Annotated in this window: 35 protein-coding genes; 3 read left to right on the top strand and 32 right to left on the bottom strand. The window is 68.3% G+C overall.

The features are described 5' to 3' along the window. Positions 1 to 87: 87 nt before the first annotated feature. The gene (locus tag KSNIM_RS22445; RefSeq protein WP_263104961.1) at positions 88 to 1,077 is read left to right on the top strand and encodes a hypothetical protein; all 990 of its coding nucleotides are present in this window, start codon (positions 88 to 90) and stop codon (positions 1,075 to 1,077) included. Between the two features lie 22 nt (positions 1,078 to 1,099). Here the strand turns inward: KSNIM_RS22445 and truA are convergent, their stop codons facing one another. The 32 genes from truA to rpsJ all read right to left on the bottom strand — a co-directional run bounded on the left by truA (position 1,100) and on the right by rpsJ (position 19,054). Continuing rightward, complete coding sequence (gene truA / locus KSNIM_RS22440) at positions 1,100 to 1,999, bottom strand: tRNA pseudouridine(38-40) synthase TruA (RefSeq protein WP_263104960.1); 900 nt, start codon at positions 1,997 to 1,999, stop codon at positions 1,100 to 1,102. Positions 2,000 to 2,091: 92 nt separating this feature from the next. Continuing rightward, positions 2,092 to 2,577 (bottom strand): 50S ribosomal protein L17, encoded by a 486-nt coding sequence (gene rplQ, locus KSNIM_RS22435; protein ID WP_263104959.1) that lies wholly within the window; start codon positions 2,575 to 2,577, stop codon positions 2,092 to 2,094. A gap of 126 nt (positions 2,578 to 2,703) precedes the next feature. Then, positions 2,704 to 3,726 carry a DNA-directed RNA polymerase subunit alpha gene (locus tag KSNIM_RS22430; protein WP_030263446.1) on the bottom strand — a complete coding sequence of 341 codons (1,023 nt, stop codon included), beginning with the start codon at positions 3,724 to 3,726 and terminating at the stop codon, positions 2,704 to 2,706. Positions 3,727 to 3,869: 143 nt separating this feature from the next. Then, positions 3,870 to 4,277 carry a 30S ribosomal protein S11 gene (gene rpsK / locus KSNIM_RS22425; RefSeq protein ID WP_014136257.1) on the bottom strand — a complete coding sequence of 136 codons (408 nt, stop codon included), beginning with the start codon at positions 4,275 to 4,277 and terminating at the stop codon, positions 3,870 to 3,872. Between the two features lie 72 nt (positions 4,278 to 4,349). After that, a complete protein-coding gene (gene rpsM, locus KSNIM_RS22420; protein WP_030263448.1) occupies positions 4,350 to 4,730 on the bottom strand; it encodes a 30S ribosomal protein S13 in 381 nt (126 codons plus the stop codon). A 176-nt stretch (positions 4,731 to 4,906) separates the two neighbouring features. After that, positions 4,907 to 5,020, bottom strand: coding sequence for a 50S ribosomal protein L36 (gene rpmJ, locus KSNIM_RS22415; protein ID WP_003956441.1), 114 nt, complete (start codon positions 5,018 to 5,020; stop codon positions 4,907 to 4,909). A 36-nt stretch (positions 5,021 to 5,056) separates the two neighbouring features. Then, entirely contained in the window at positions 5,057 to 5,278 is a 222-nt protein-coding gene (gene infA / locus KSNIM_RS22410) for a translation initiation factor IF-1 (protein WP_003956442.1), read from the bottom strand. A 203-nt stretch (positions 5,279 to 5,481) separates the two neighbouring features. Then, positions 5,482 to 5,910, bottom strand: a complete 429-nt coding sequence (gene mscL / locus KSNIM_RS22405; RefSeq protein WP_263104958.1) for a large conductance mechanosensitive channel protein MscL — start codon at positions 5,908 to 5,910, stop codon at positions 5,482 to 5,484. Positions 5,911 to 6,007: 97 nt separating this feature from the next. After that, entirely contained in the window at positions 6,008 to 6,844 is an 837-nt protein-coding gene (map, locus tag KSNIM_RS22400; protein WP_263104957.1) for a type I methionyl aminopeptidase, read from the bottom strand. Positions 6,845 to 6,971: 127 nt separating this feature from the next. Then, positions 6,972 to 7,631: an adenylate kinase gene (locus tag KSNIM_RS22395; protein ID WP_263104956.1), complete on the bottom strand. Its 660-nt coding sequence runs from the start codon at positions 7,629 to 7,631 to the stop codon at positions 6,972 to 6,974. Beyond that, a complete protein-coding gene (gene secY / locus KSNIM_RS22390) occupies positions 7,631 to 8,941 on the bottom strand; it encodes a preprotein translocase subunit SecY (protein ID WP_263104955.1) in 1,311 nt (436 codons plus the stop codon). Before secY ends, KSNIM_RS22395 begins: the two co-directional genes overlap by 1 nt. Before the next feature lie 326 nt (positions 8,942 to 9,267). Continuing rightward, on the bottom strand, positions 9,268 to 9,720 hold the full coding sequence (gene rplO, locus KSNIM_RS22385) for a 50S ribosomal protein L15 (RefSeq protein ID WP_095874457.1): 453 nt from the start codon (positions 9,718 to 9,720) through the stop codon (positions 9,268 to 9,270). Between the two features lies 1 nt (position 9,721). Then, positions 9,722 to 9,904, bottom strand: coding sequence for a 50S ribosomal protein L30 (gene rpmD / locus KSNIM_RS22380; protein WP_014136270.1), 183 nt, complete (start codon positions 9,902 to 9,904; stop codon positions 9,722 to 9,724). Continuing rightward, positions 9,904 to 10,524, bottom strand: a complete 621-nt coding sequence (rpsE, locus tag KSNIM_RS22375) for a 30S ribosomal protein S5 (RefSeq protein ID WP_263104954.1) — start codon at positions 10,522 to 10,524, stop codon at positions 9,904 to 9,906. Before rpsE ends, rpmD begins: the two co-directional genes overlap by 1 nt. A 49-nt stretch (positions 10,525 to 10,573) precedes the next feature. Then, the gene (rplR, locus tag KSNIM_RS22370; RefSeq protein ID WP_030263465.1) at positions 10,574 to 10,957 is read right to left on the bottom strand and encodes a 50S ribosomal protein L18; all 384 of its coding nucleotides are present in this window, start codon (positions 10,955 to 10,957) and stop codon (positions 10,574 to 10,576) included. A gap of 3 nt (positions 10,958 to 10,960) precedes the next feature. Then, positions 10,961 to 11,500 carry a 50S ribosomal protein L6 gene (gene rplF, locus KSNIM_RS22365; protein ID WP_263104953.1) on the bottom strand — a complete coding sequence of 180 codons (540 nt, stop codon included), beginning with the start codon at positions 11,498 to 11,500 and terminating at the stop codon, positions 10,961 to 10,963. Positions 11,501 to 11,522: 22 nt separating this feature from the next. After that, positions 11,523 to 11,930, bottom strand: a complete 408-nt coding sequence (gene rpsH, locus KSNIM_RS22360) for a 30S ribosomal protein S8 (RefSeq protein WP_030263474.1) — start codon at positions 11,928 to 11,930, stop codon at positions 11,523 to 11,525. A 262-nt stretch (positions 11,931 to 12,192) separates the two neighbouring features. Next, positions 12,193 to 12,378 (bottom strand): type Z 30S ribosomal protein S14, encoded by a 186-nt coding sequence (locus KSNIM_RS22355; protein ID WP_030263476.1) that lies wholly within the window; start codon positions 12,376 to 12,378, stop codon positions 12,193 to 12,195. A 3-nt stretch (positions 12,379 to 12,381) separates the two neighbouring features. After that, positions 12,382 to 12,951, bottom strand: coding sequence for a 50S ribosomal protein L5 (rplE, locus tag KSNIM_RS22350; RefSeq protein ID WP_030263480.1), 570 nt, complete (start codon positions 12,949 to 12,951; stop codon positions 12,382 to 12,384). Next, positions 12,951 to 13,262 (bottom strand): 50S ribosomal protein L24, encoded by a 312-nt coding sequence (gene rplX, locus KSNIM_RS22345; protein WP_033214113.1) that lies wholly within the window; start codon positions 13,260 to 13,262, stop codon positions 12,951 to 12,953. Before rplX ends, rplE begins: the two co-directional genes overlap by 1 nt. 16 nt (positions 13,263 to 13,278) lie before the next feature. After that, on the bottom strand, positions 13,279 to 13,650 hold the full coding sequence (gene rplN / locus KSNIM_RS22340) for a 50S ribosomal protein L14 (protein WP_145790774.1): 372 nt from the start codon (positions 13,648 to 13,650) through the stop codon (positions 13,279 to 13,281). A 102-nt stretch (positions 13,651 to 13,752) separates the two neighbouring features. Further along, positions 13,753 to 14,025 carry a 30S ribosomal protein S17 gene (gene rpsQ, locus KSNIM_RS22335; protein WP_014136278.1) on the bottom strand — a complete coding sequence of 91 codons (273 nt, stop codon included), beginning with the start codon at positions 14,023 to 14,025 and terminating at the stop codon, positions 13,753 to 13,755. Continuing rightward, the gene (gene rpmC / locus KSNIM_RS22330; RefSeq protein ID WP_030263491.1) at positions 14,025 to 14,249 is read right to left on the bottom strand and encodes a 50S ribosomal protein L29; all 225 of its coding nucleotides are present in this window, start codon (positions 14,247 to 14,249) and stop codon (positions 14,025 to 14,027) included. The genes rpsQ and rpmC overlap by 1 nt, the downstream gene beginning before the upstream one ends. Then, positions 14,249 to 14,668 (bottom strand): 50S ribosomal protein L16, encoded by a 420-nt coding sequence (rplP, locus tag KSNIM_RS22325; RefSeq protein ID WP_030300385.1) that lies wholly within the window; start codon positions 14,666 to 14,668, stop codon positions 14,249 to 14,251. The genes rpmC and rplP overlap by 1 nt, the downstream gene beginning before the upstream one ends. A 5-nt stretch (positions 14,669 to 14,673) precedes the next feature. Beyond that, positions 14,674 to 15,498 (bottom strand): 30S ribosomal protein S3, encoded by an 825-nt coding sequence (gene rpsC, locus KSNIM_RS22320; protein WP_030280775.1) that lies wholly within the window; start codon positions 15,496 to 15,498, stop codon positions 14,674 to 14,676. Beyond that, on the bottom strand, positions 15,498 to 15,845 hold the full coding sequence (rplV, locus tag KSNIM_RS22315; RefSeq protein WP_095874452.1) for a 50S ribosomal protein L22: 348 nt from the start codon (positions 15,843 to 15,845) through the stop codon (positions 15,498 to 15,500). Before rplV ends, rpsC begins: the two co-directional genes overlap by 1 nt. A gap of 66 nt (positions 15,846 to 15,911) precedes the next feature. Then, a complete protein-coding gene (gene rpsS / locus KSNIM_RS22310; protein WP_014136283.1) occupies positions 15,912 to 16,193 on the bottom strand; it encodes a 30S ribosomal protein S19 in 282 nt (93 codons plus the stop codon). Between the two features lie 11 nt (positions 16,194 to 16,204). Further along, positions 16,205 to 17,041 carry a 50S ribosomal protein L2 gene (gene rplB, locus KSNIM_RS22305; protein ID WP_030263511.1) on the bottom strand — a complete coding sequence of 279 codons (837 nt, stop codon included), beginning with the start codon at positions 17,039 to 17,041 and terminating at the stop codon, positions 16,205 to 16,207. Between the two features lie 36 nt (positions 17,042 to 17,077). Then, positions 17,078 to 17,401 carry a 50S ribosomal protein L23 gene (gene rplW, locus KSNIM_RS22300; RefSeq protein WP_411543755.1) on the bottom strand — a complete coding sequence of 108 codons (324 nt, stop codon included), beginning with the start codon at positions 17,399 to 17,401 and terminating at the stop codon, positions 17,078 to 17,080. Next, positions 17,401 to 18,078, bottom strand: a complete 678-nt coding sequence (rplD, locus tag KSNIM_RS22295; protein ID WP_263104952.1) for a 50S ribosomal protein L4 — start codon at positions 18,076 to 18,078, stop codon at positions 17,401 to 17,403. Before rplD ends, rplW begins: the two co-directional genes overlap by 1 nt. Positions 18,079 to 18,083: 5 nt before the next feature. Continuing rightward, positions 18,084 to 18,731, bottom strand: a complete 648-nt coding sequence (gene rplC, locus KSNIM_RS22290; protein WP_030263524.1) for a 50S ribosomal protein L3 — start codon at positions 18,729 to 18,731, stop codon at positions 18,084 to 18,086. Between the two features lie 14 nt (positions 18,732 to 18,745). Further along, the gene (rpsJ, locus tag KSNIM_RS22285) at positions 18,746 to 19,054 is read right to left on the bottom strand and encodes a 30S ribosomal protein S10 (protein WP_012785157.1); all 309 of its coding nucleotides are present in this window, start codon (positions 19,052 to 19,054) and stop codon (positions 18,746 to 18,748) included. Positions 19,055 to 19,614: 560 nt separating this feature from the next. Here rpsJ and KSNIM_RS22280 point away from each other — a divergent pair. Next, positions 19,615 to 21,216 (top strand): glycosyltransferase family 39 protein, encoded by a 1,602-nt coding sequence (locus KSNIM_RS22280; RefSeq protein WP_263104951.1) that lies wholly within the window; start codon positions 19,615 to 19,617, stop codon positions 21,214 to 21,216. Between the two features lie 111 nt (positions 21,217 to 21,327). Continuing rightward, the gene (locus tag KSNIM_RS22275; RefSeq protein ID WP_263104950.1) at positions 21,328 to 22,563 is read left to right on the top strand and encodes an acyltransferase family protein; all 1,236 of its coding nucleotides are present in this window, start codon (positions 21,328 to 21,330) and stop codon (positions 22,561 to 22,563) included. Positions 22,564 to 22,566: the final 3 nt, after the last annotated feature.

Raw genomic sequence — 22,566 nt, 5'->3', positions numbered from 1 at the left:
CGCCGAGGCCGGGGCCAAAACCCTTTTCGGCCCCGAACGGGGCCCTCGCCCCGGGCGCCGCACGGCCATGCCCTAGTCTTCGCGCACATGAACGATGGCTCGGAGACCACACCCGAATCCGGCGGACAGCAGCAGCCGCAGAACCCTGCTGCGCTTCCCTCCCAGGGCGCGGTACCCGATGCCGCGTTCCCGCCGCATCTGGCCCGGCAACCCGCCTACGGCTACCCGCCGCCCCAGGAACCGGGCCAGCCCGGCTACGGCTACCCGCAGAACGTCGGCGGCTACGGCTACCCGTTCGCGGCCGGCCCGGCCGAGCCGGACTGGCAGGAGCTGGCCGACCGGAACGAGCAGGCCCAGCGCCGGCGCAAGCGGCTGTTCCTGATCGGAGGCGGCGTGCTGGCGGCCGCGGCGGTGGCCGCGGCCGTGACGACCGCGGTGGTGATGTCCGGCGGCGACTCCGGCACGGGGGCGTCCGACCAGGCCTCGCCGTCGGCGGCCGCGTCCGACGCCTCGCCGTCGGCGAGCATCGCACCGCCGACAACACCGCTGGAACTGCTCAGCGACGCACGGCTGGACAAGGCCCCGGTCACCGTGAACACGCTCTTCCCGACGCCCACGCTCTCCGTCCAGGGGCGCCTGTACACGCTGCTCGGGACGGAGCTGGACAAGGGCTGCAAGGTCTCGCCGGTGAACGGCCTGGAGCAGACCGTGTCGGCGCTCGGCTGCTACAACGTCTACCGGGCGACGTACGTGAACGACAGCCACGTGCAGATCACCGTGGGCGTCGCCACCTTCGCCAGCGCCGCACGCGCGACCAAGGCGAAGTCCGGCACCAAGGGCAACGTCGCGCCGCTGGTGAAGGACCAGGCGAAGGACTTCTGCAAGACGGGCGTGAAGTGCGCGACCACCCAGTCGTCGCTGGGCCGGTACGCCTACTTCACGATCGCGGGGCCGGACAACGGCTCGGCGGTGGCGGCCGGCGACAAGGTCGCCATCCAGGCCGCCCGCGACATCTCCGGCTCGGTCTACGAGACCCTGCTGGAGCGCGGACGCACCGGGATGGCCAAGTACAACTGAGCCGGGCCGGCGCCCTGCCCGGTCAGTCCTGGCCGGGCAGGGTGCGCATCCGGCGGGCGAGCCGGTTGCGCTCGGCGAGTTCGCCGTCGGCCGGGTAGCCGACCTCCTCCAGGGTGAGACCGTGCGGGCGGACGACGTTGACCGCGGAGTTGCGGACCCGGCCGGCCAGCACCTGGCCGGGGAAGTCGAGCGGCCGGTGGCCGTCGCCGACCAGCAGCATCGCGCCGACCAGCGAGCGGACCATGTTGTGGCAGAAGGCGTCGGCGCGCACGGTCGCGACGGCGAGGCTGCCCTCCTGGGCGGCGTAGGTGTCGATCGGCACCCGCTCCCAGTGCAGTTCGAGCAGCGTGCGGATGGTGGTGGCGCCCTCGCGCTTCTTGCAGTAGGCGGCGAAGTCGTGCTCGCCGATCAGCAGCCGGGCGGCCTCGTTCATCTTCTCGACGTCGAGCGGGCGGTCGTGCCACAGGACGTGCCCGCGCAGCAGCGGGTCGACGCCACCGGGGTGGTCGGCGACCCGGTAGGCGTAGCGGCGCCAGATCGCCGCGAAGCGGGCGTCGAAGCCGTGCGGGGCCTCGGACACCCGGTAGACGCGGACGTCGGCGGGGAGGCGGCCGGCGAGCCGGCGCAGCAGCTTCTCGCCGTGTTCGGCCCACAGCTGCTCGGGGAGGTCGACGTGGGCGACCTGGCCGCGGGCGTGCACGCCGGCGTCGGTGCGGCCGGCCACGGTCAGCGGGAAGCCGATGGCGCTGCGGGTGACGATCTGCAGGGCGTTCTCGATCTCCTCCTGCACGGTACGGCGGCCGCGCTGGCGGGCCCAGCCGGAGAAGTCCGCGCCGTGGTAGGCGAGGTCGAGCCGGATCCGGCGGAAGCCCTCGGCCGGGCCGTCCTTGACGGGGGGCTGCTCGGCACAGTCGTTGGCCACTTCGTTCTCCTGGGAGGGCTGCCTGCGGGAAGTGCTCGGGCCCGCCCTCCCCACGGATGGGGAGGGCGGGCCCGGGTGACACCTTGGGGGCGTCAGGCCTCGGTGGTCTCCGCGGCCTCGGCCTCGTCGGCCTTGGTCTCCTCGACCTTGGCCTCCTCGGCCTCCTTGACCGCGCGCTTGGCGGCGGCCTCGGCCTCGGCGACGGTGGCCTTGGTGGCGATCTCGCCCTCGACCAGCTCGATCACGGCCATCGGGGCGTTGTCGCCGCGACGGGTGCCGATCTTGGTGATGCGGGTGTAACCGCCGGGGCGGTTCTCGAAGCGCGGCGCGATCTCGGTGAAGAGGGTGTGCAGCACCGAGACGTCGGTGATGGTCTTGCGCACCAGGCGACGGTTGTGGATGTCGCCCTTCTTCGCCTTGGTGATCAGCTTCTCCGCCAGCGGGCGCAGGCGACGGGCCTTGGCCTCGGTGGTGGTGATGCGGCCGTACTGGAACAGCTCACGGGCCAGACCGGCGAGCAGCAGGGGCTCGTGGTGCGGGCCGCCGCCGAGGCGGGCACCCTTGGTGGGACGCGGCATGGAATGACTCCTCGTATCTCCGACTGCGGCCGTACCAGGTACCGCAGCGGGCGTACGGGCACTGTGCCCGTACGACTTGCATGGTGACGGGGGCGGTCCGCTGGGGACCGCCCCCGGCCCAAATCCTTAGTACTGCTCGGTCTCCGCGTAGCCCTGGTCGTCCAGGTCGTCGGCGCCGAAGGCGTCGGCGGCGGCGGTCGGGTCGAACCCGGGCGGGCTGTCCTTGAGGGCCAGGCCCATGCCGGCCAGCTTCGCCTTGACCTCGTCGATCGACTTCGCACCGAAGTTGCGGATGTCGAGCAGGTCGGCCTCCGAGCGGGCGACGAGCTCACCCACGGTGTGGATGCCCTCGCGCTTGAGGCAGTTGTAGGAGCGGACGGTGAGCTCCAGCTCCTCGATCGGCAGCGCCAGGTCGGCGGCCAGGGCGGCGTCCGTCGGGGACGGGCCCATGTCGATGCCCTCGGCGTCGATGTTCAGCTCGCGGGCAAGGCCGAACAGCTCCACCAGGGTCTTGCCGGCCGAGGCCATGGCGTCGCGGGGACGCATGGCGGGCTTGGTCTCGACGTCGACGATGAGCTTGTCGAAGTCGGTCCGCTGCTCGACACGGGTGGCCTCGACCTTGTAGGTGACCTTCAGCACGGGGCTGTAGATCGAGTCGACCGGGATACGGCCGATCTCCTGGCCGGAGGCCTTGTTCTGGACGGCGGAGACGTAGCCGCGACCGCGCTCGACGGTCAGCTCCATCTCCAGCTTGCCCTTGCCGTTGAGGGTGGCGAGGACGAGCTCGGGGTTGTGCACCTCGACACCCGCCGGCGGGGCGATGTCGGCGGCGGTGACCACACCCGGGCCCTGCTTGCGCAGGTACATCACGACCGGCTCGTCGTGCTCCGAGGAGACGACCAGCTGCTTGATGTTGAGGATGAGGTCGGTCACGTCCTCCTTGACGCCCGGCACGGTGGTGAACTCGTGCAGGACGCCGTCGATCCGGATGCTGGTGACAGCGGCGCCGGGGATCGAGGAGAGCAGGGTGCGGCGGAGCGAGTTGCCGAGGGTGTAGCCGAAGCCCGGCTCCAGCGGCTCGATCACGAACCGCGAGCGGAATTCGTCGACGACCTCTTCGGTCAGCGAGGGACGCTGAGCGATCAGCATGAGAGGTGTTCCTCCAGTTGTCTTCGGCACCCACTATTTGATGCCGATGGACTCAAGCGTACGGCCTCCCGCACCAGGCGGGAGGCCGACGCACGTACTACTACGGACCCGTGGGGGCCTGCCGTGTGCCCGAAGGCGCTGCGTCAGACGCGGCGGCGCTTCGGCGGACGGCAGCCGTTGTGCGGGGTGGGGGTGACGTCCTGGATCGAGCCGACCTCGAGGCCGGTGGCCTGGAGGGAGCGGATCGCGGTCTCACGGCCGGAGCCCGGACCCTTGACGAAGACGTCGACCTTGCGCATGCCGTGCTCCTGCGCACGACGCGCGGCGGCCTCGGCGGCCATCTGCGCGGCGAACGGGGTGGACTTGCGCGAGCCCTTGAAGCCGACGTGGCCGGCAGAGGCCCAGGAGATCACGTTGCCCGAGGGGTCGGTGATCGAAACGATGGTGTTGTTGAACGTGCTCTTGATGTGGGCGTGCCCGTGAGCGACGTTCTTCTTCTCCTTGCGGCGGATCTTCTTCGCGCCGGCAGCCTGACGACCCTTGGGGGGCATAAGTCTGTTCTCCTGATGAGGTGGTCGGTCCGCTAACCCGCGGGCCGGAGGGATGTCCGGTTACGGGACGGACTACTTCTTGCCCGGCTTCTTCTTGCCGGCAATCGCGCGACGCGGGCCCTTGCGGGTACGCGCGTTGGTGTGGGTGCGCTGGCCGCGGACGGGCAGGCCGCGACGGTGGCGCAGGCCCTCGTAGCAGCCGATCTCGACCTTGCGGCGGATGTCGGCGGCGACCTCACGGCGGAGGTCACCCTCCACCTTGTAGTTGGCGTCGATGTACTCGCGCAGCTTGATGAGGTCTTCCTCGGAGATGTCGCGAACCCGGACGTCGGGGCTCACACCGGTCTCGGCGAGGGTCTGCTGGGCGCGGGTGCGGCCGATGCCGTACACGTACGTGAGGGCGATCTCGATCCGCTTCTCGCGGGGGAGATCAACGCCGGCGAGGCGTGCCATTCATGGCTCCTGTGGTTCTTCAGAGGTCTTGCGTGCCGCCTACTCCGTCGCCTCTCGGCGAGGGAGCCCCGGCCTCTGACCGGGGGTGGCAGTCCGTCCCTCAGGGGGGCGGATCGGGCAGCCCGCGTATGACGTTGTGCGCGTCGCGCGAAGTACTACGAGAAATGCTGGAGAGATCAGCCCTGGCGCTGCTTGTGGCGCAGGTTGTCGCAGATCACCATGACCCGGCCGTGGCGGCGGATCACCTTGCACTTGTCGCAGATCTTCTTGACGCTCGGCTTGACCTTCATGTTTCAGGTTCTCCGGGTCTAGATCTGACGGTTTGTTTACTTGTAGCGGTAGACGATCCGACCACGCGTCAGGTCGTAGGGGCTCAGCTCCACCACGACCCGGTCGTCCGGGAGGATGCGAATGTAGTGCATACGCATCTTGCCGCTGATGTGCGCGAGGACCTTGTGACCGTTCTGCAGCTCGACCTTGAACATGGCGTTCGGAAGAGACTCGATCACGGTGCCCTCGATCTCAATGGCGCCTTGCTTCTTTGCCATGAACTGCGAGATCCACCTTCCGGGGCCGGCTACCGCATGCGGCACGCTCGTGCGAGCCTGGGTCCACCCCACCCCTGCCTGGAAAAGCCCTCGCGGGGATTCCTGCTTGGGAAGAGGGCGTGCCGAAGCACGCTACGAGTGAGCCGACGCATCAGTCTACGACAGGCTCCAAGCGGACGCCAAAACGGCCCGGCCGGTCACCCTCAGTACTGGGCGGGCACCGGGACGACCGGCTGGACCACCGCGGTGCAGGCCGAGCAGCGGCGGGCCGCCTCGGGGATCTCGGTCAGGCATTCGGGGCAGGGGCGCTTCGGGGTCTTCGGCTTCTTCGGCATGTAGCGGGCGGTGGCCTTGGTCACCGGCAGCACGACGCAGAAGTACAGCACGGCGGCGGTCAGCACGAAGGCGATCAGGACGTTGAGGAACTGCCCGTACGGGAAGGTCACCCCGCCGACCGCGAACTTGTAGCTGGCGAAGTCGCCCGCGGCGCCGACCACCACGCCCACCAGCGGGGTGAGGAAGGCCGTGACGAAGCCGGTCACGACGGCGGTGAACGCCGCACCGATGACCACACCCACGGCCATGTCGACGACGTTCCCGCGCATCATGAAGTCACGGAAGCCCTTGAGCACTGTTCTCTCTCCTCCTCGTACGGCTGTCAGCTGACAAAAATAGGGCGAAGGACCCGGCGGGCGAAACCTCCGGGTCCTTCGCTCCTCGGTCTGCGGGTCAGGCCAGCGGGTCGGGCGCCGCGGTGACGCCCAGCTTCGCCAGCTCCGCCCGGCCGCCGTCGAAGGCGGTGAGCACCAGCGGGCCCTGCTCGGTGACGGCCACCGAGTGCTCCCAGTGCGAGGCCCAGCTCTTGTCGGTGGTGACGACCGTCCAGTCGTCCTCCAGCACGGCGGAGTGCGGGGTGCCGAGCGTCACCATCGGCTCGATCGCCAGCACGGTGCCCGGGATCAGCTTCGGGCCCTTGCCGCGGCCGGCCACGTAGTTCAGCACGTGCGGCTCCATGTGCATCGCGGTGCCGATGCCGTGGCCGCCGTAGCCCTCGACGATGCCCCACTTGCCCTTCGGGGGCAGCGGCTGGCGGCGGATGAACGACTCGATCGAACGGGAGACGTCGACCAGCCGGTTGCCCTTCTTCATCTGGGCGATGCCGGCCCACATCGAGCCCTCGGTGACCCGGCTCAGCTGGGTGTGCTCCGCGGCCACCTCGCCGACCGCGACGGTGATCGCCGCGTCGCCGTGCCAGCCGTCCAGGATCGCGCCGCAGTCGATGGAGATCAGGTCGCCCTCCTGCAGCACCCGCTCCCCCGGGATGCCGTGGACGATCTCGTCGTTCACCGAGGCGCAGATCACACCGGGGAACCAGAGGCCGCCGTGGTGGGCGCGGAAGTTGGAGGTCGCGCCGTGGTCGGTGATGACCTTGTCGGCGATGTCGTTCAGCTCCTGGGTGGTGATGCCCGGAGCGACCGCCTCCCGGCAGGCCTTGAGCGCCTCGGCGACGACCAGCCCGGCCGCCCGCATCTTCGCGATCTGCTCGGGGGTCTTGATCTCCACCATCTGGTCACGCCTTCCACTGTCGGTCGCCGCCCGGTCCTTGCCGGGGGCCGTGCACTCGCTACCACCGTACGACGCCGCAACGGCCGGGAGGCCCCGTCAGGGGGCTTCCCGGCCGTTGCGGGCCGTCTCAGGCGGTCTTCTTCTGCTCCAGAGCGCCGATCGCGCGCTCGGTCACCTCGCCCACCTTGCCGAGGGCGGAGATGGTGACCAGCAGGCCCTGGTCGGCGTAGTAGCCGATGATCGGCTCCGTCTTGGAGTGGTACTCCTCCAGGCGGACCCGCACGGCCTCCTCGGTGTCGTCCGAGCGCTGGTACAGCTCGCCGCCGCACTCGTCGCAGACGTCGTCGACCTTCGGCGGGTTGTACACCACGTGGAACACGTGGCTGCCGTCGTTGCGGCACAGCCGGCGGCCGGCGATCCGCTTGACGACCTCGTCCTCGGGGACCTCCAGGTCGAGCACGCCGTCGAGCACGATGCCCTGCTCGGCGAGGATCTCGTCCAGGGCCTTGGCCTGGCCCAGGTTGCGCGGGAAGCCGTCGAGCAGGAAGCCGTTCTCGGCGTCCGGCTGCAGCATCCGGTCCTTGGCCATGCCGATGGTGACCTCGTCCGGCACCAGCCGACCCGCGTCCATGTACGCCTTGGCCTCGAGCCCCAGCGGGGTGCCCTGGCTGATGTTGGCGCGGAACAGGTCGCCAGTGGAGATGTGCGGGATGGACAGGGTCTTGGCGAGCACGTGCGCCTGAGTACCCTTCCCGGCCCCGGGAGGTCCGACGAGGACGATACGCATCAGCGGAGGAACCCTTCGTAATTGCGCTGCTGGAGCTGGCTCTCGATCTGCTTCACAGTTTCGAGTCCGACGCCGACGACGATGAGCACGCTGGTGCCGCCGAACGGGAAGTTCTGGTTCGCGTTGAAGGCAACCAGGGCGATCATCGGGATCAGCGCGATAAGGCCCAGGTAGAACGATCCCGGCCACGTGATGCGGGTGAGCACGTAGTTCAGGTACTCGGCCGTCGGTCGGCCCGCCCGGATGCCCGGGATGAACCCACCATACTTCTTCATGTTGTCCGCAACTTCTTCGGGGTTGAAGGAGATGGCCACGTAGAAGAACGCGAAGAAGACAATCAGGACGAAGTAGGTCGCCATGTAGATCGGGTGGTCGCCCTTGACGAAGTGACCGCTGATCCAGTTCGCCCATCCGGCCTTGCTGTTGGTGAGCTGCACCACCAGCGCCGGGATGTAGAGCAGCGACGAGGCGAAGATGACCGGGATCACACCGGCCTGGTTGACCTTCAGCGGGATGTAGGTCGAGGTGCCGCCGAAGGCCCGGCGACCGATCATGCGCTTGGCGTACTGCACCGGGATCCGGCGCTGGGCCTGCTCGACGAAGATGACCAGGCAGACGACCACGATGCCGATCGCGATGACGCTGAAGAACTCGACCCAGCCGCCACCGATCTTGCCGGACTGCTTGATCGCCCACATCGAGCCGGGGAAGCCGGCCGCGATGGAGGTGAAGATCAGGATCGACATGCCGTTGCCGATGCCGCGGTCGGTGATGAGCTCGCCGAGCCACATGATCACCGTGGTGCCGGCGGTCATGGTGATGACCATCACGGCCACCCGGAAGACGCTGGTGTCCGGCACGACCTCGTTGGCGACCGAGCAGCCGGAGAACAGCGCGCCGCTGGAGGCCGTCGCGACGATGCCGGTGCCCTGGAGCACGGCGAGCGCGATGGTCAGGTAGCGGGTGTACTGCGTGATCTTCGCCGTACCCGCCTGGCCCTCCTTCTTCAGCGCCTCGAGCCGCGGGATCACGACCGTGAGGAGCTGGAGGATGATGCTGGCCGTGATGTACGGCATGATGCCGAGCGCGAAGATCGTCAGCTGCAGCAGCGCATTGCCGCTGAACAGGTTCACCAGGCCGAAGAGGCCACTGGACGAGGTGTCCTTGATGCACTGGTTGACGGCAACGAAGTTGACGCCCGGGATCGGGACGTGTGCGCCCAGCCGGAACAGCACCATGATGCCCAGCGTGAACAGCAGCTTCTTGCGCAGGTCGGGCGTCTGGAACGCCCGCGCGAACGCACTGAGCACGGTGCCTCCTGCGCCTCCCGCGCTTGACGGCGGGAGGGTCGGTCCTGATGGGGGGGTGTGGGGCTCTTGTCGGCTGCCGGACGACTGCACAGGCACGCCTGACCCGCAGCCTACAAGGGAACCCAACGGACTCTAACAGTGTGCGGCAACGGTCGAGAAGCGAGTGCCGGCCCCGGTACCGGCCGACCGGCCGGGATGCCCGGTTTTGGCCGGTGTTGAGCACACGTCAGATCCGCGGCCGACCCGGCGGGTCGGCGAACGGAACGGAGAAAAGCAGTGGGCCCGCACCTCCCGAGAGAGGTACGGGCCCACGTAGGTCAACGAGCTCAGAGGAGCTCGGTGACGGAGCCGCCGGCAGCGGCGATCTTCTCGGCGGCCGAGCCGGAGACGGCGTCGACCGTCACCTGCAGCGCGACCGAGACCTCGCCCTGGCCGAGGACCTTGACGAGCTCGTTCTTGCGAACGGCACCCTTGGCGACCAGGTCGGCCACGGTGACCTCGCCACCCTGCGGGTAGAGCTCGGCGAGCTTGTCCAGGTTCACGACCTGGAACTGCTTGTGGGCCGGGTTCTTGAAGCCCTTCAGCTTCGGCAGGCGCATGTGGAGCGGCATCTGGCCACCCTCGAAGCGCTGCGGAACCTGGTAACGGGCCTTGGTGCCCTTGGTACCACGACCGGCGGTCTTGCCCTTGGAACCCTCACCGCGACCCACACGGGTCTTCTCGGTCTTGGCGCCGGGGGCGGGCCGCAGGTTGTGGATCTTGATCGGCGAGTCCGCCATGTCAGTCCACCTCCTCGACCGTGACGAGGTGACGAACGGTGTGGACCATGCCGCGGATCTCCGGGCGGTCCTCCTTCACCACGGTGTCGTTCAGCCGCTTCAGGCCGAGCGAACGCAGGGTGTCACGGTGGTTCTGCTTGCTACCGATGTAGGACTTGGTCTGCGTGACCTTCAGGCGAGCCATCAGGCGCTCACCCCAGCCGCGCGGGCCCGCAGCAGAGCGGCGGGAGCCACGTCCTCCAGCGGCAGGCCACGACGGGCGGCGATCTCCTCGGGGCGCACGAGGCCCTTCAGAGCGGCCACCGTGGCGTGCACGATGTTGATCGCGTTGTCCGAGCCGAGCGACTTCGACAGGATGTCGTGAACGCCGGCGCACTCCAGGACGGCACGCACCGGGCCACCGGCGATAACACCGGTACCGGGGGACGCCGGCTTCAGCAGCACGACGCCGGCGGCCTTCTCGCCCTGAACGGGGTGCGGGATGGTGCCCTGGATACGGGGGACCTTGAAGAAGTTCTTCTTGGCCTCCTCAACGCCCTTGGCGATGGCGGCCGGAACCTCCTTCGCCTTGCCGTAACCGACACCCACGGTGCCGTCACCGTCGCCCACCACGACCAGCGCGGTGAAGCTGAAGCGACGACCACCCTTGACAACCTTGGCGACACGGTTGATCGCGACGACGCGCTCGACGTAAGCGGTCTTCTCGACGGCGGGGGCGTTGCCCCGGTCGTCACGCTTACGGTCACGCCGCTCGCCGCCGGTGCCGCCGCCGGCGCCGCTACCGCGGCGCTGGGGTCCAGCCATTGGAATTACCTCTCTCGTTTACGTCCGTCGACAGAGTCGACGAGCGGGCTTAGAAGTCGAGCCCGGCCTCGCGGGCCGCGTCCGCCAGGGCGGCGATGCGGCCGGCGTACCGGTTGCCCGCACGGTCGAAGACGACCGTCTCGACGCCGGCGGCCTTGGCGCGCTCGGCGACCAGGCTTCCGACCTTCTTGGCCAGCTCGGTCTTGTCGCCCTCGGTGCCGCGGATCGACACGTCGAGGGTGGACGCCGACGCCAGGGTGTGACCCTTGGCGTCGTCGATGACCTGGGCGACCATGTGGCGGTTCGAGCGGGTCACGACGAGGCGCGGACGCACCTCGGTGCCGGTGACGCGCTTGCGAACGCGGATGGCGCGGCGCTTGCGGGCGGCGTTCTTGTAGGCGTTGCCCTTGCCGATCTTGACAGAGACGCTCATCGCTTACTTACCACTCTTTCCGACCTTGCGGCGGATGACCTCGCCCGCGTACTTGACGCCCTTGGCCTTGTACGGGTCGGGCTTGCGCAGCTTGCGGATCTTGGCAGCGACCTCGCCGACCTTCTGCTTGTCAGTGCCGTCCACGTGGAACTTGGTGGGCGACTCGACCACGAAGGAGATGCCCTCCGGGGCCTCGACCAGGATCGGGTGGCTGTAGCCGAGCGAGAACTCCATGGCGGAGCCCTTCGCGGCGACTCGGTAACCAACACCGCTGATCTCCAGCGACTTGCGGTAGCCCGCGGTCACGCCGGTGATCATGTTCGCCACCAGCGTCCGCGACAGGCCGTGCAGGGCCTTCGACTGACGCTCGTCGTTCGGGCGGGTGACGACCAGGGTGCCGTCCTCGCCCTTGCTGATCTCGATCGGCGCGGCGACGACGTGGGTGAGGGTGCCCTTGGGGCCCTTCACCGAGACCGCCTGGCCATCGATGGTGACGTCCACGCCGGCGGGAACCGGGATGGGCAGCCGTCCAATACGCGACATTGCTGTACCTCCGTTTCCCGAATTACCAGACGTAGGCGAGAACTTCTCCGCCTACGCCCTTCTTGGCGGCCTGCTTGTCGGTGAGGAGACCGGAGGACGTGGAGATGATCGCCACGCCCAGGCCGCCGAGCACCTTCGGCAGGTTGGTGGACTTTGCGTAAACGCGCAGACCCGGCTTGCTGATGCGCTTGATGCCGGCGATGGAGCGCTCACGGTTGGGGCCGAACTTGAGCTCGATGGTCAGCTTCTTGCCGACCTCGCCCTCGGTCGGGTCCTCAACCTTGTAGGAGGAGATGTAACCCTCCTGCTGCAGGATCTCGGCGACGTGCGCCTTGATCTTGCTCGACGGCATCACGACGGAGTCGTGGTACGCCGAGTTCGCGTTCCGCAGACGAGTGAGCATGTCTGCGATCGGGTCGGTCATGGTCATGGTGGCCTCAGGCCTCTCTCGCCGTGGTTTCTCCGCGCCAGGTCCCCCTCCGCGCACTCCGGGGAGTGCGAAAGGGGCACAAGCGCAGGGGACCTGCGACGTAGTAAGACATGGGTGCGAGCCCTCACAAGAGAGCCGCGAGCACCTGTGGAGATGCCGCGGCAGGGGCCCGACCCCACCACCTTACGGGAATCCTGTCGGAAGCCCAAAAGCGGTGGAGTCGGGCACGCTGCTTCGCAGTGGTGTGCCTAGGGCGCCTGGATTACCAGGAGCTCTTGGTCACGCCCGGCAGCTCGCCGCGGTGCGCCATCTCACGGAGGCACACACGGCACAGGCCGAACTTGCGGTACACCGAGTGCGGACGACCGCAGCGCTGGCACCGGGTGTACGCCCGGACGCCGAACTTCGGCTTACGCTCGGCCTTTGCGATCAGGGCCTTCTTCGCCATGGCTCACGCCTCCTTGAACGGGAAGCCCAGAGCGCGCAGGAGCGCCCGGCCCTCATCGTCGGTCTGAGCGGTGGTCACGACGGTGATGTCCATACCGCGCTGACGGTCGACCTTGTCCTGGTCGATCTCGTGGAACATGACCTGCTCGGTCAGACCGAAGGTGTAGTTGCCACGGCCGTCGAACTGCTTCGGGGAGAGGCCGCGGAAGTCACGGATGCGCGGCAGAGCCAGCGACACCAGACGGTCCACGAACTCCCACATGCGGTCACCACGGAGGGTGACGTGGGCGCCGATCGGCTGGCCCTCGCGCAGCTTGAACTGCGCGATCGACTTGCGGGCCTTGGTCACGGCCGGCTTCTGACCGGTGATCGCGGTCAGGTCCTTGATCGCGCCCTCGATCAGCTTGCTGTCACGGGCGGCCTCGCCGACACCCATGTTGACCACGACCTTGACCAGGCCGGGGATCAGCATGACGTTCTCGTACGAGAACTGCTCCTGCAGCTGGCCCTTGACCTCGGAGTTGTAACGCTCCTTGAGGCGGGGGGCCACCTTCTCAACAGTCGTCTCAGACATCAGATGTCCTCACCGGTCCGCTTGGCAACGCGGATCTTGTTGCCCTGGTCGTCGAAGCGGTAGCCGACGCGGGTGACGACCTTCTTGCCGTCCTTCTCCACGACCAGCTGGACGTTGGAGACGTGCACCGGGGCCTCGACGGTCACGATGCCGCCCTGGGTGCCCGGGCCCGGCTTGGTGTGCTTCTTGACCCGGTTGACACCCTCGACGAGGACCTTGTTCTCAGCGGGGATGGCCTGGATGACCTTGCCCTGCTTGCCCTTGTCCTTGCCGGTGATGACCTGGACCAGGTCACCCTTCTTGATCTTCATGCTGTTCGCCATGAGATTAGAGCACCTCCGGCGCCAGCGAGATGATCTTCATGAACTTCTTGTCGCGCAGCTCGCGGCCCACGGGGCCGAAGATGCGGGTACCGCGGGGGTCACCCTCGGTGTTCTTGAGGACGACGGCGGCGTTCTCGTCGAACCGGATGTAGGAACCGTCCGGACGACGGCGCTCCTTCACGGTGCGGACGATGACGCACTTGACGACGTCACCCTTCTTCACCGAACCGCCGGGGATCGCGTCCTTGACGGTGGCGACGATGACGTCCCCGATACCGGCGTAGCGGCGACCGGAGCCACCGAGAACGCGGATGCAGAGAATCTCCTTGGCACCCGTGTTGTCGGCGACACGCAGTCGCGACTCCTGCTGGATCACAGCTTTCTCCTGATCGTCAACGAGAGTCGACGGGCCGGCCGCTGCTCACACCTGCGCCCCTGCGGGGCCTGGTGCACATACGGCCGTACCTCATCGGCTTCGTTACTTGGCCTTCTCGAGGATCTCGACGACGCGCCAGCGCTTCGTCGCGGACAGCGGCCGGGTCTCCATGAGGAGGACACGGTCGCCGACACCGCACGCGTTCTGCTCGTCGTGCGCCTTCAGCTTGTTCGTACGGCGGATGACCTTGCCGTACAGCGCGTGCTTGACGCGGTCCTCGACGGCGACGACGACGGTCTTGTCCATCTTGTCGCTGACGACGAGACCCTCACGGGTCTTGCGGAAACCGCGCGTCTCGTTGGTGTTCTCAGTCATCAGGCGTTCTCCACCGTCTCGATGCCCAGCTCGCGCTCGCGCATCAGGGTGTAGATCCGCGCGATGTCCTTACGGACCAGCTTCAGCCGGCCGTGGTTGTCGAGCTGCCCGGTCGCCGCCTGGAAGCGGAGGTTGAACAGCTCCTCCTTGGCCTCACGCAGCTTGGCAACGAGGCCCTCGTTGTCCAGCTGACGAAGCTCAGCAGCCTTGGTAGCGGCCGACATCAGCTCTCACCGTCCTCGCGCCGGACGATCCGGCACTTCATCGGCAGCTTGTGCGCGGCACGGGTGAGCGCCTCGCGAGCAACCTTCTCGTTCGGGTACGACAGCTCGAACATGACCCGACCCGGGTGCACGTTCGCGATCCACCACTCCGGCGAACCCTTACCGGAACCCATGCGGGTCTCGGCCGGCTTCTTGGTGAGCGGGCGGTCCGGGTAGATGTTGATCCAGACCTTGCCGCCACGGCGGATGTGACGGGTGATCGCGATACGAGCGGACTCGATCTGACGGTTCGTCACGTAGGCCGGGGTCACGGCCTGGATGCCGAACTGGCCGAACGCCAGCTCGGTGCCGCCCTTCGAAGCGCCGCGACGCTTCGGGTGGTGCTGCTTGCGGTGCTTGACCCTACGGGGGATCAGCATGGGGGTCAGGCCTCCGTTCCGGTGTTCTCGGCAGCCGGAGCCTCGACCGCAGCGGCCGCGGGGGCCTCAGCAGCGGCGGGACGACGGCCGCGGCCACCGCGCTCGCCACCACGGCGCTCGCCACCGCGGGCGGGACGACCACCCTCGGGACGGGCCGGGCGGTTGCCCGAGCGGGCAGCGGCGTTCTCAGCGCGGACCTCGGCGATGTTCTTGACGTCGCCCTTGTAGATCCAGACCTTCACGCCGATGCGGCCGAAGGTGGTCTTGGCCTCGAAGAAGCCGTAGTCGACGTTCGCGCGCAGGGTGTGCAGCGGCACGCGACCCTCGCGGTAGAACTCCGAACGGCTCATCTCGGCGCCGCCGAGACGACCGGAGCACTGGACCTTGATGCCCTTGGCGCCGGACTTCATGGTGCCCTGCATCGACTTGCGCATGGCACGGCGGAAGGAGACGCGGGAGGACAGCTGCTCCGCGACGCCCTGAGCCACGAGCTGGGCGTCCAGCTCGGGGTTCTTGACCTCGAGGATGTTCAGCTGGACCTGCTTGCCGGTCAGCTTCTCGAGGTCGCCGCGGATGCGGTCGGCCTCGGTGCCGCGCCGGCCGATGACGATGCCGGGGCGAGCGGTGTGGATGTCCACGCGGACGCGGTCGCGGGTGCGCTCGATCTCGACCTTGGAGATGCCGGCGCGCTCCATGCCCTTCGTCATCATGCGACGAATGGCGACGTCTTCCTTGACGTAGTCCTTGTACAGCTTGTCGGCGTACCAGCGGGACTTGAAGTCCGTGCTGATGCCGAGGCGGAACCCGTGCGGGTTAACCTTCTGGCCCATTACCGGGTCCCTTCCTTGCTGCTGACGACCACGGTGATGTGGCTGGTCCGCTTGCGGATCCGGTAGGCACGGCCCTGGGCGCGCGGACGGAACCGCTTCAGGGTCGGGCCCTCGTCAACGTACGCCTCGGAGATGTAGAGGTCGTCCACGTTGGAGTGGTTGTAGTTGTGCGCGGCGTTGGCGATGGCGCTGTCGAGCACCTTGCCGACCGGCACGGTGGCGGCCTGCGGAGCGAAACGCAGGACGGCCTGGGCCTCCGTGGCCGGAAGGCCGCGGATGAGGTCCACCACGCGGCGGGCCTTCATGGGCGTGACGCGGATGTACCGCGCCTGGGCCCTGGCTTCCATGGTTGTCCCCTTAATGGAGTAAGTCACTTAAGTCTGTCTGGCGCTGAGCTCAAGCCCGCGGAGCGACTAGCGACGCTTCGACTTGCGGTCTTCCTTCACGTGCCCCTTGAAGGTGCGCGTGGGAGCGAACTCGCCGAGCTTGTGGCCGACCATCGACTCGGTGACGAACACCGGGACGTGCTTGCGGCCATCGTGAACCGCGATCGTGTGGCCGAGCATGGCCGGGGAGATCACGGAACGACGGGACCAGGTCTTGATGACGTTCTGCGTGCCCGCCTCGTTCTGCACGTCCACCTTCTTCTGAAGGTGGTCGTCGATGAAGGGGCCCTTCTTGAGACTGCGCGGCATCTGACCTGCTCCTAGCGCTTCTTGTTGGTCTTGCGGCGGCGCACGATGAGCTTGTCCGACGCCTTGTTCGGGCGACGGGTACGGCCCTCGGGCTTGCCCCACGGCGAGACCGGGTGGCGACCACCGGAGGTCTTACCCTCACCACCACCGTGCGGGTGGTCGATCGGGTTCATGGCGACACCACGCACGGTCGGGCGGACGCCCTTCCAGCGCATGCGGCCGGCCTTGCCCCAGTTGATGTTCGACTGCTCGGCGTTGCCGACCTCGCCGACGGTCGCGCGGCAGCGCGCGTCAACCAGGCGGATCTCGCCGGAGGGCATGCGCAGGTGCGCCATGCGGCCCTCACGGGCGAGCAGCTGGATGCCGGAACCGGCGGAGCGGGCCATCTTGGCACCGCCACCGGGACGCAGCTCCACCGCGTGGATGGTGGTACCGACCGGGATGTTGCGCAGCGGCAGGTTGTTGCCCGGCTTGATGTCGGCCCCGGGGCCGTTCTCGATCCGGTCACCCTGCGCGACGCCGCGGGGGGCGATGATGTAGCGCTTCTCGCCGTCCGCGTAGTGCAGGAGCGCGATGCGCGCGGTGCGGTTGGGGTCGTACTCGATGTGAGCGACCTTGGCCGGCACGCCGTCCTTGTCGTGACGACGGAAGTCGATCACGCGGTAGGCGCGCTTGTGACCGCCACCCTGGTGGCGGGCGGTGACACGACCGGCGTTGTTACGGCCGCCCTTGCTGTGCAGCGGGCGAACCAGCGACTTCTCCGGCGTGGACCGCGTGATTTCGACGAAGTCGGCCACGCTGGAGCCGCGGCGGCCCGGCGTAGTCGGCTTGTACTTGCGGATACCCATTTTCGTCCTCGTCCTTAACGACGATCACGTTCTCCGTCAGGCGGAGACCGGACCACCGAAGATGTCGATGCGGTTGCCCTCGGCCAGCGTCACGATGGCGCGCTTGGTGTCCTTGCGCTTGCCGAAACCGGTGCGGGAGCGCTTGCGCTTGCCCTGGCGGTTGAGCGTGTTGACGGCCTCGACCTTGACCGAGAAGACCGCCTCGACGGCCTGCTTGATCTGGGTCTTGTTGGCGTCCGGCGACACGACGAACGTGTACTTGTTCTCGTCGAGGAGCGAGTAGCTCTTCTCCGAGATGACCGGCTTGATCAGGACGTCACGGGGGTCCGTGTACGTCTTGCTCGTGATCTCCGCAGCCATCAGGCGGCGCTCCCTTCGAGCTCGCCCTCAGAGGCGACAGCCTTGGCGGACGCGGCCGGACCGGCCACGAAGCGCTCGAAGGCGGCCTGGGTGAAGACCACATCGTCGGAGACGAGCACGTCGTAGGTGTTCAGCTGGCCGGCGTCCAGGATGTGGACGTTCGGCAGGTTGCGAGCGGACTTGAGGCCCAGCTCGTCCTCGCGCTCGACGACCAGGAGGACGTTCTTGCGCTCGGAGATCTTGCCGAACAGGCTCTTGGCGGCCTTGGTCGACGGCGCATCGGTCGCGGTCACCGCGGTGATCACGTGGATGCGCTCGTGGCGAGCCCGGTCGGTGAGCGCACCGCGGAGGGCGGCAACGATCATCTTCTTCGGGGTCCGCTGCGAGTAGTCGCGCGGCACGGGGCCGTGCACGACGCCACCGCCGGCGAACTGCGGCGCACGGGTCGAGCCCTGACGGGCGCGGCCGGTGCCCTTCTGGCGGTACGGCTTCTTGCCGCCACCACGGACCTCGCCGCGGCGCTTCACCTTGTGCGTGCCCTGGCGGGCAGCGGCGAGCTGCGCGACGACGACCTGGTGCATCAGCGGGATGCTGACCTTGGCGTCGAAGATCTCGGCGGGCAGCTCGAGGCTGCCGGCCTTGTCGCCGGCCGGCGACAGGATGTCAATGGTGGTCATATCCTTCACAGCCCCTTCGCCGCGGTGCGGACGAGGACGAGGCCGCCGTTCGGGCCCGGGACGGCGCCCTTGATGAGCAGCAGGCCCTTCTCCGCGTCGACCGCGTGCACGGTCAGGTTCTGGGTGGTCACACGCTCGTGGCCCATCCGACCCGCCATGCGCAGGCCCTTGAACACGCGGCCCGGGGTGGCGCAGCCACCGATGGAACCGGGCGAGCGGTGCTTGCGCTGGGTGCCGTGACCGGCGCCGAGGCCCTTGAAGTTGTGACGCTTCATGACACCGGCGAAGCCCTTGCCCTTGGAGGTGCCGGTCACGTCGACCTTGACACCCGCCTCGAACAGCTCGGCGGTGATCTCCTGGCCCAGGGTGTACTCGGACGCGTCCGAGGTACGCAGCTCGACCAGGTGGCGGCGCGGGGTGACACCGGCCTTGGCGAAGTGACCCGCGAGGGGCTTGTTCACCTTGCGGGGGTCGATCTCGCCGAAGCCGATCTGGACGGCGTCGTAGCCGGCCGGGCTGTCGGCGGTGTGGACCTGGGTCACGACATTCGGCCCGGCCTTGACGACGGTCACCGGAACGATCCGGTTGTTCTCGTCCCAGACCTGGGTCATGCCGAGCTTCTCGCCCAGGATGCCCTTAATCTGCTTAGCCATCTTCGGTGCGCCTCTCAGAGCTTGATCTCGATGTCGACACCGGCCGGCAGGTCGAGACGCATGAGCGAGTCAACCGTCTTCGGCGTGGGGTCGAGGATGTCGATCAGACGCTTGTGAGTACGCATCTCGAAGTGCTCGCGCGAGTCCTTGTACTTGTGCGGCGAGCGGATGACGCAGTACACGTTCTTCTCAGTGGGCAGCGGCACCGGGCCCGCGACCTGCGCACCAGTACGAATCACCGTCTCGACGATCTTCTTCGCCGAGGAGTCGATGACCTCGTGGTCGTAGGCCTTGAGCCGGATGCGGATCTTCTGTCCCGCCATGGCTACTCAGTAGTCCTTCTGTCGTCTGCTGCTTCCACGACCGGACCCGTCCGAGCGGACTGGTCCGGCGGCGCCCCCGGATGGTTACCCTCTCCGACCCCCGCGGTCGGGCGTGTCGCCCTGTCGCTTGCAAAAAACCAAAGAGGTCGCCCTCTTCGGTTCCCGCTCTCGGTCGGTGAGGTCTTGCACCCACCAGGCGCCGGGTCGAGGCCCCGCCCACGCTTCCCGGAAGATTCCCGTACGTCCGCCCCGCAGCTGCCGCGGTGTCGCTTACACACCACTGCGCCCACACGCCCACCGCAGAGCAGTGAACGCGGACGCATGAACGGCCATCACGGGAACGACGAGTACGTGGGACTCGCTTCCGGTCCTCCCGGCGGGAGGCGCGCAGCATCGGCACTCAACCGAGCAACTTGGACATACTGCCACACGGAGCAGGCGTAACGCCAATCGGGAGGCGGCTCCGACATGGACCCGGCCTGCTCACTCGCCCCTGCTGCAGAGCATTCGCTCACCGGTACGATGCAGCACGCACACCCGAACCCACCGTTGGGCCACCCATGACTCGCCCTGTTCACGCGGCCGCCCGCGGGCCGGTCCGCACAGCTCCGCCGGAGCCCACCGCCGCACGGTCCCGGGGGAACTCCCGGGGTGCACGCGCCCGCTCCGCCCGGCTGCTGTGGAACCCCTGGCTCGTTCCGGCCCTCGTCACCTTCGCCCTGGGGACGTACGGGGCGAGCCGCCCGGGAATGTGGCAGGACGAGCTGGCGACCTGGGCCTCGGCCTCGCGCAGCACCCGGGACCTGCTCGGCATGCTGCACAACGTGGACGCCGTTCACGGCGCGTACTACCTCCTGATCCACGAATGGATCCGGGCGTTCGGCGATTCGCTCACCAGCATGCGCATGCCGGGAGTGCTGGCGGTCACCGGAGCCGCCGTCTGCGTCGCGCTCACCGGGCAGCGGCTCTTCGGGCCCCGCTCCGGGCTCGCCGCGGGCCTGCTGTTCGCGGTGATCCCCGCCGTCAGCAGATATGCGCAGGAGGTTCGCTCGTACGCCCTGGTGGCGGGCGCCGTCGCGGCCGCCACGCTGTTCCTGTTCCGCGCACTGGAGCAGCCGACCTGGCCGAGGTGGCTCGGCTACGTCTCCTGCCTCAGCGCCGCCGGGGCGTTCCACCTCGCCTCGCTGACCTTCCTGTCTGGACATGCGGTCGTTGTGCTGCTGCGTTGGCGGGACGGACGGGACGCGCGCCTGCCGCTTCGATGGCTGGTCTCGGTCACGGCTGCGGCGGCGAGCCTGCTGCCCCTCGTTCTGCTCGGCCAGCGGCAGCTCCACCGACAGCTGGGCTGGATCGAGCGGCCCACGTTCGCCAAGACGTGGCGGATGTGGCCCGAGCTGTTCTACTCCACGCCGGCGAGTCTCGTCCTGCTGGTGCTGGCGCTCCTCCCCCTGTTGCAGCGCCGGCGGCGGCCCGCCGTCGAGGCCGCGCTGCTGGCAGTCCTCCCGCTGGTCGTGCTGTGGGCGGTCTCCCACGGCGAGATCTCCTACTGGCTGAACCGCTACCTCTTCTTCACCGTGCCGGCCTGGGCGGTGCTTGCCGGTGCGGGCGCGGCGGCGCTCAGGCCCCGGCTGCTGACCGTGGGCGCCCTCGTCCTGGTCACGGCGGTGGGAGTGCCCGACCAGCGCTTCGTGCGGCAGGCGGATTCGCACAGCTGGTACAGCTATCCGATGGCCGTGCCGTACGGCGGATCGCCTTCGACGCCCGACTTCATGGGCGCGGGTGCGGTGATCGCGCAGGGCCGGCGCCCCGGAGACGGGATCGTCTACTCGCGCGGGCCGTGGTTCGACCACTACCTGGATGCCGGGGTGCGGTACGCGCTCCCCCGGTCCCTCGACATGCGCGATGTCTTCCTGGCGGAGAGCGCCGCGCACCGCCGCGATCTGTGGACACTGGAGTGCAGCAACAGTGCCAAGTGTCTCGGCGACGAGCCTCGGCTGTGGGTCGTCACCCTGGGCTCGGTCCCGGAGCGCGCGGACCGCCGGCTCGACGGGTCCGACATCAAGCTGATCAAGCCCGAGATCGACGCGCTGAACCAGGCCTACGAGGTCGAACGAATCGTTCAACTGCGCGATGTTACGGTCACCCTCATGGTTCGGCGGTGACGGCGGGGTGAGGCGACCCCGCTCCTGCACGGCCCCGCGGTGCTCTCTGCACGCACCGCGCCAGTCCGCCGGCGCGACCGACCTCAACCCACGATCGGAAGAGACCTGTTCATGTCCGCCCTCGCTGTGAGAGCGCGCCTCTCGTCACTCCCCACGCTGGCCGACGTGTGGTCGGGCCGCCGGAACGGTTTCGGACTCCTGCGGCTCGTCTTCTCGGTCGGCGTCATCATCGAGCACGCCAGGCCGCTCGGTTTCCACCAGCCGGAGCCGCTGAAGTCGCTGAGCCGCCACCAGGTGGACCTGGGCGCCCTGTGCGTTGCCGGTTTCTTCCTGTTGTCCGGCCTCCTCATCACCCGCAGCGCCATGCGCACGGACCTGCGGCGGTTCCTCTGGGCGCGCGCCGTCCGGATCCTGCCGGGTTTCTGGGCCTGCCTCCTGGTGACCGTGCTGGTCGTCGGCCCGATCGTCGCCTGGCGTTCCGGGATGTCGTTGCACGACTACTTCACGCACTCGGAGGGGCCCTGGAGGTATCTCCGCAAGAACTGCGCACTGGCGATGAACCAGTTCGGGCTGTCCGGGCTGCTGGCCGACAACCCGTATCCGAAGGCGTTCGACGGCTCGCTGTGGTCCCTGTCGTCGGAGGTCTTCTGCTACCTCGTGGTCGGCGGCCTGGCGGCGCTCGGCATTCTGCGCCGCAACCGGGCCGTCGTCCTGGTGATGCTGGCCGGCGCCTTCCTGTTCATGGCCTCCCTCGCCGTGAAGGCCCCCCACCTGCGGGCGAACATCTACGCGGAGACCGGCCACGGCGCCTACATCCTGCCGCTGATCGGCTGGATCTCCTTGAACAACCTGCTTCCGCTGATGTTCATGTTCGGCCTGGGCGCAGCGGCCGAGCTGTACCGGGAGCGGCTGCCGATCCACTGGGCGATCGCAGCCGTCTGCGCAGTGCTCTTCGGCGGGTCGATGCGGTTCGGCGGCTTCACGCTCGTCGGACTGCCCGCGCTGGCCTACCTGATCGTCTGGGCAGCCGTCAGGACGCCTTCCCCGCTGACCCGGATCGGAGCGAAGGCCGACTTCTCGTACGGCCTGTACATCTACGCCTTCCCCGTGCAGCAGACCCTCGTGCTGTTCCACGGCACGCGGTGGGGCTTCTGGCCCTACGTGGCACTGTCGACGGTTGTCGCCCTCGGAATGGCCGCCTGCTCGTGGTACCTGGTGGAACGGCCCACCCTCCGGCTCAAGGACAAGAACCTGGACGACCTGACACCTCCGTTCCTGCGGCGGCGCCGGAAGGCGGGGGACGTGGTCGCGGGAACGGCGCCGGAAGCCCAGTTGCAGGAAGCGTGAACG

This window comes from Kitasatospora sp. DSM 101779 (genome assembly GCF_025655475.1).
In the GTDB taxonomy this organism is placed as follows: Bacteria; Actinomycetota; Actinomycetes; order Streptomycetales; family Streptomycetaceae; genus Kitasatospora.
This window is presented reverse-complemented; position numbering and strand designations above follow the sequence as displayed.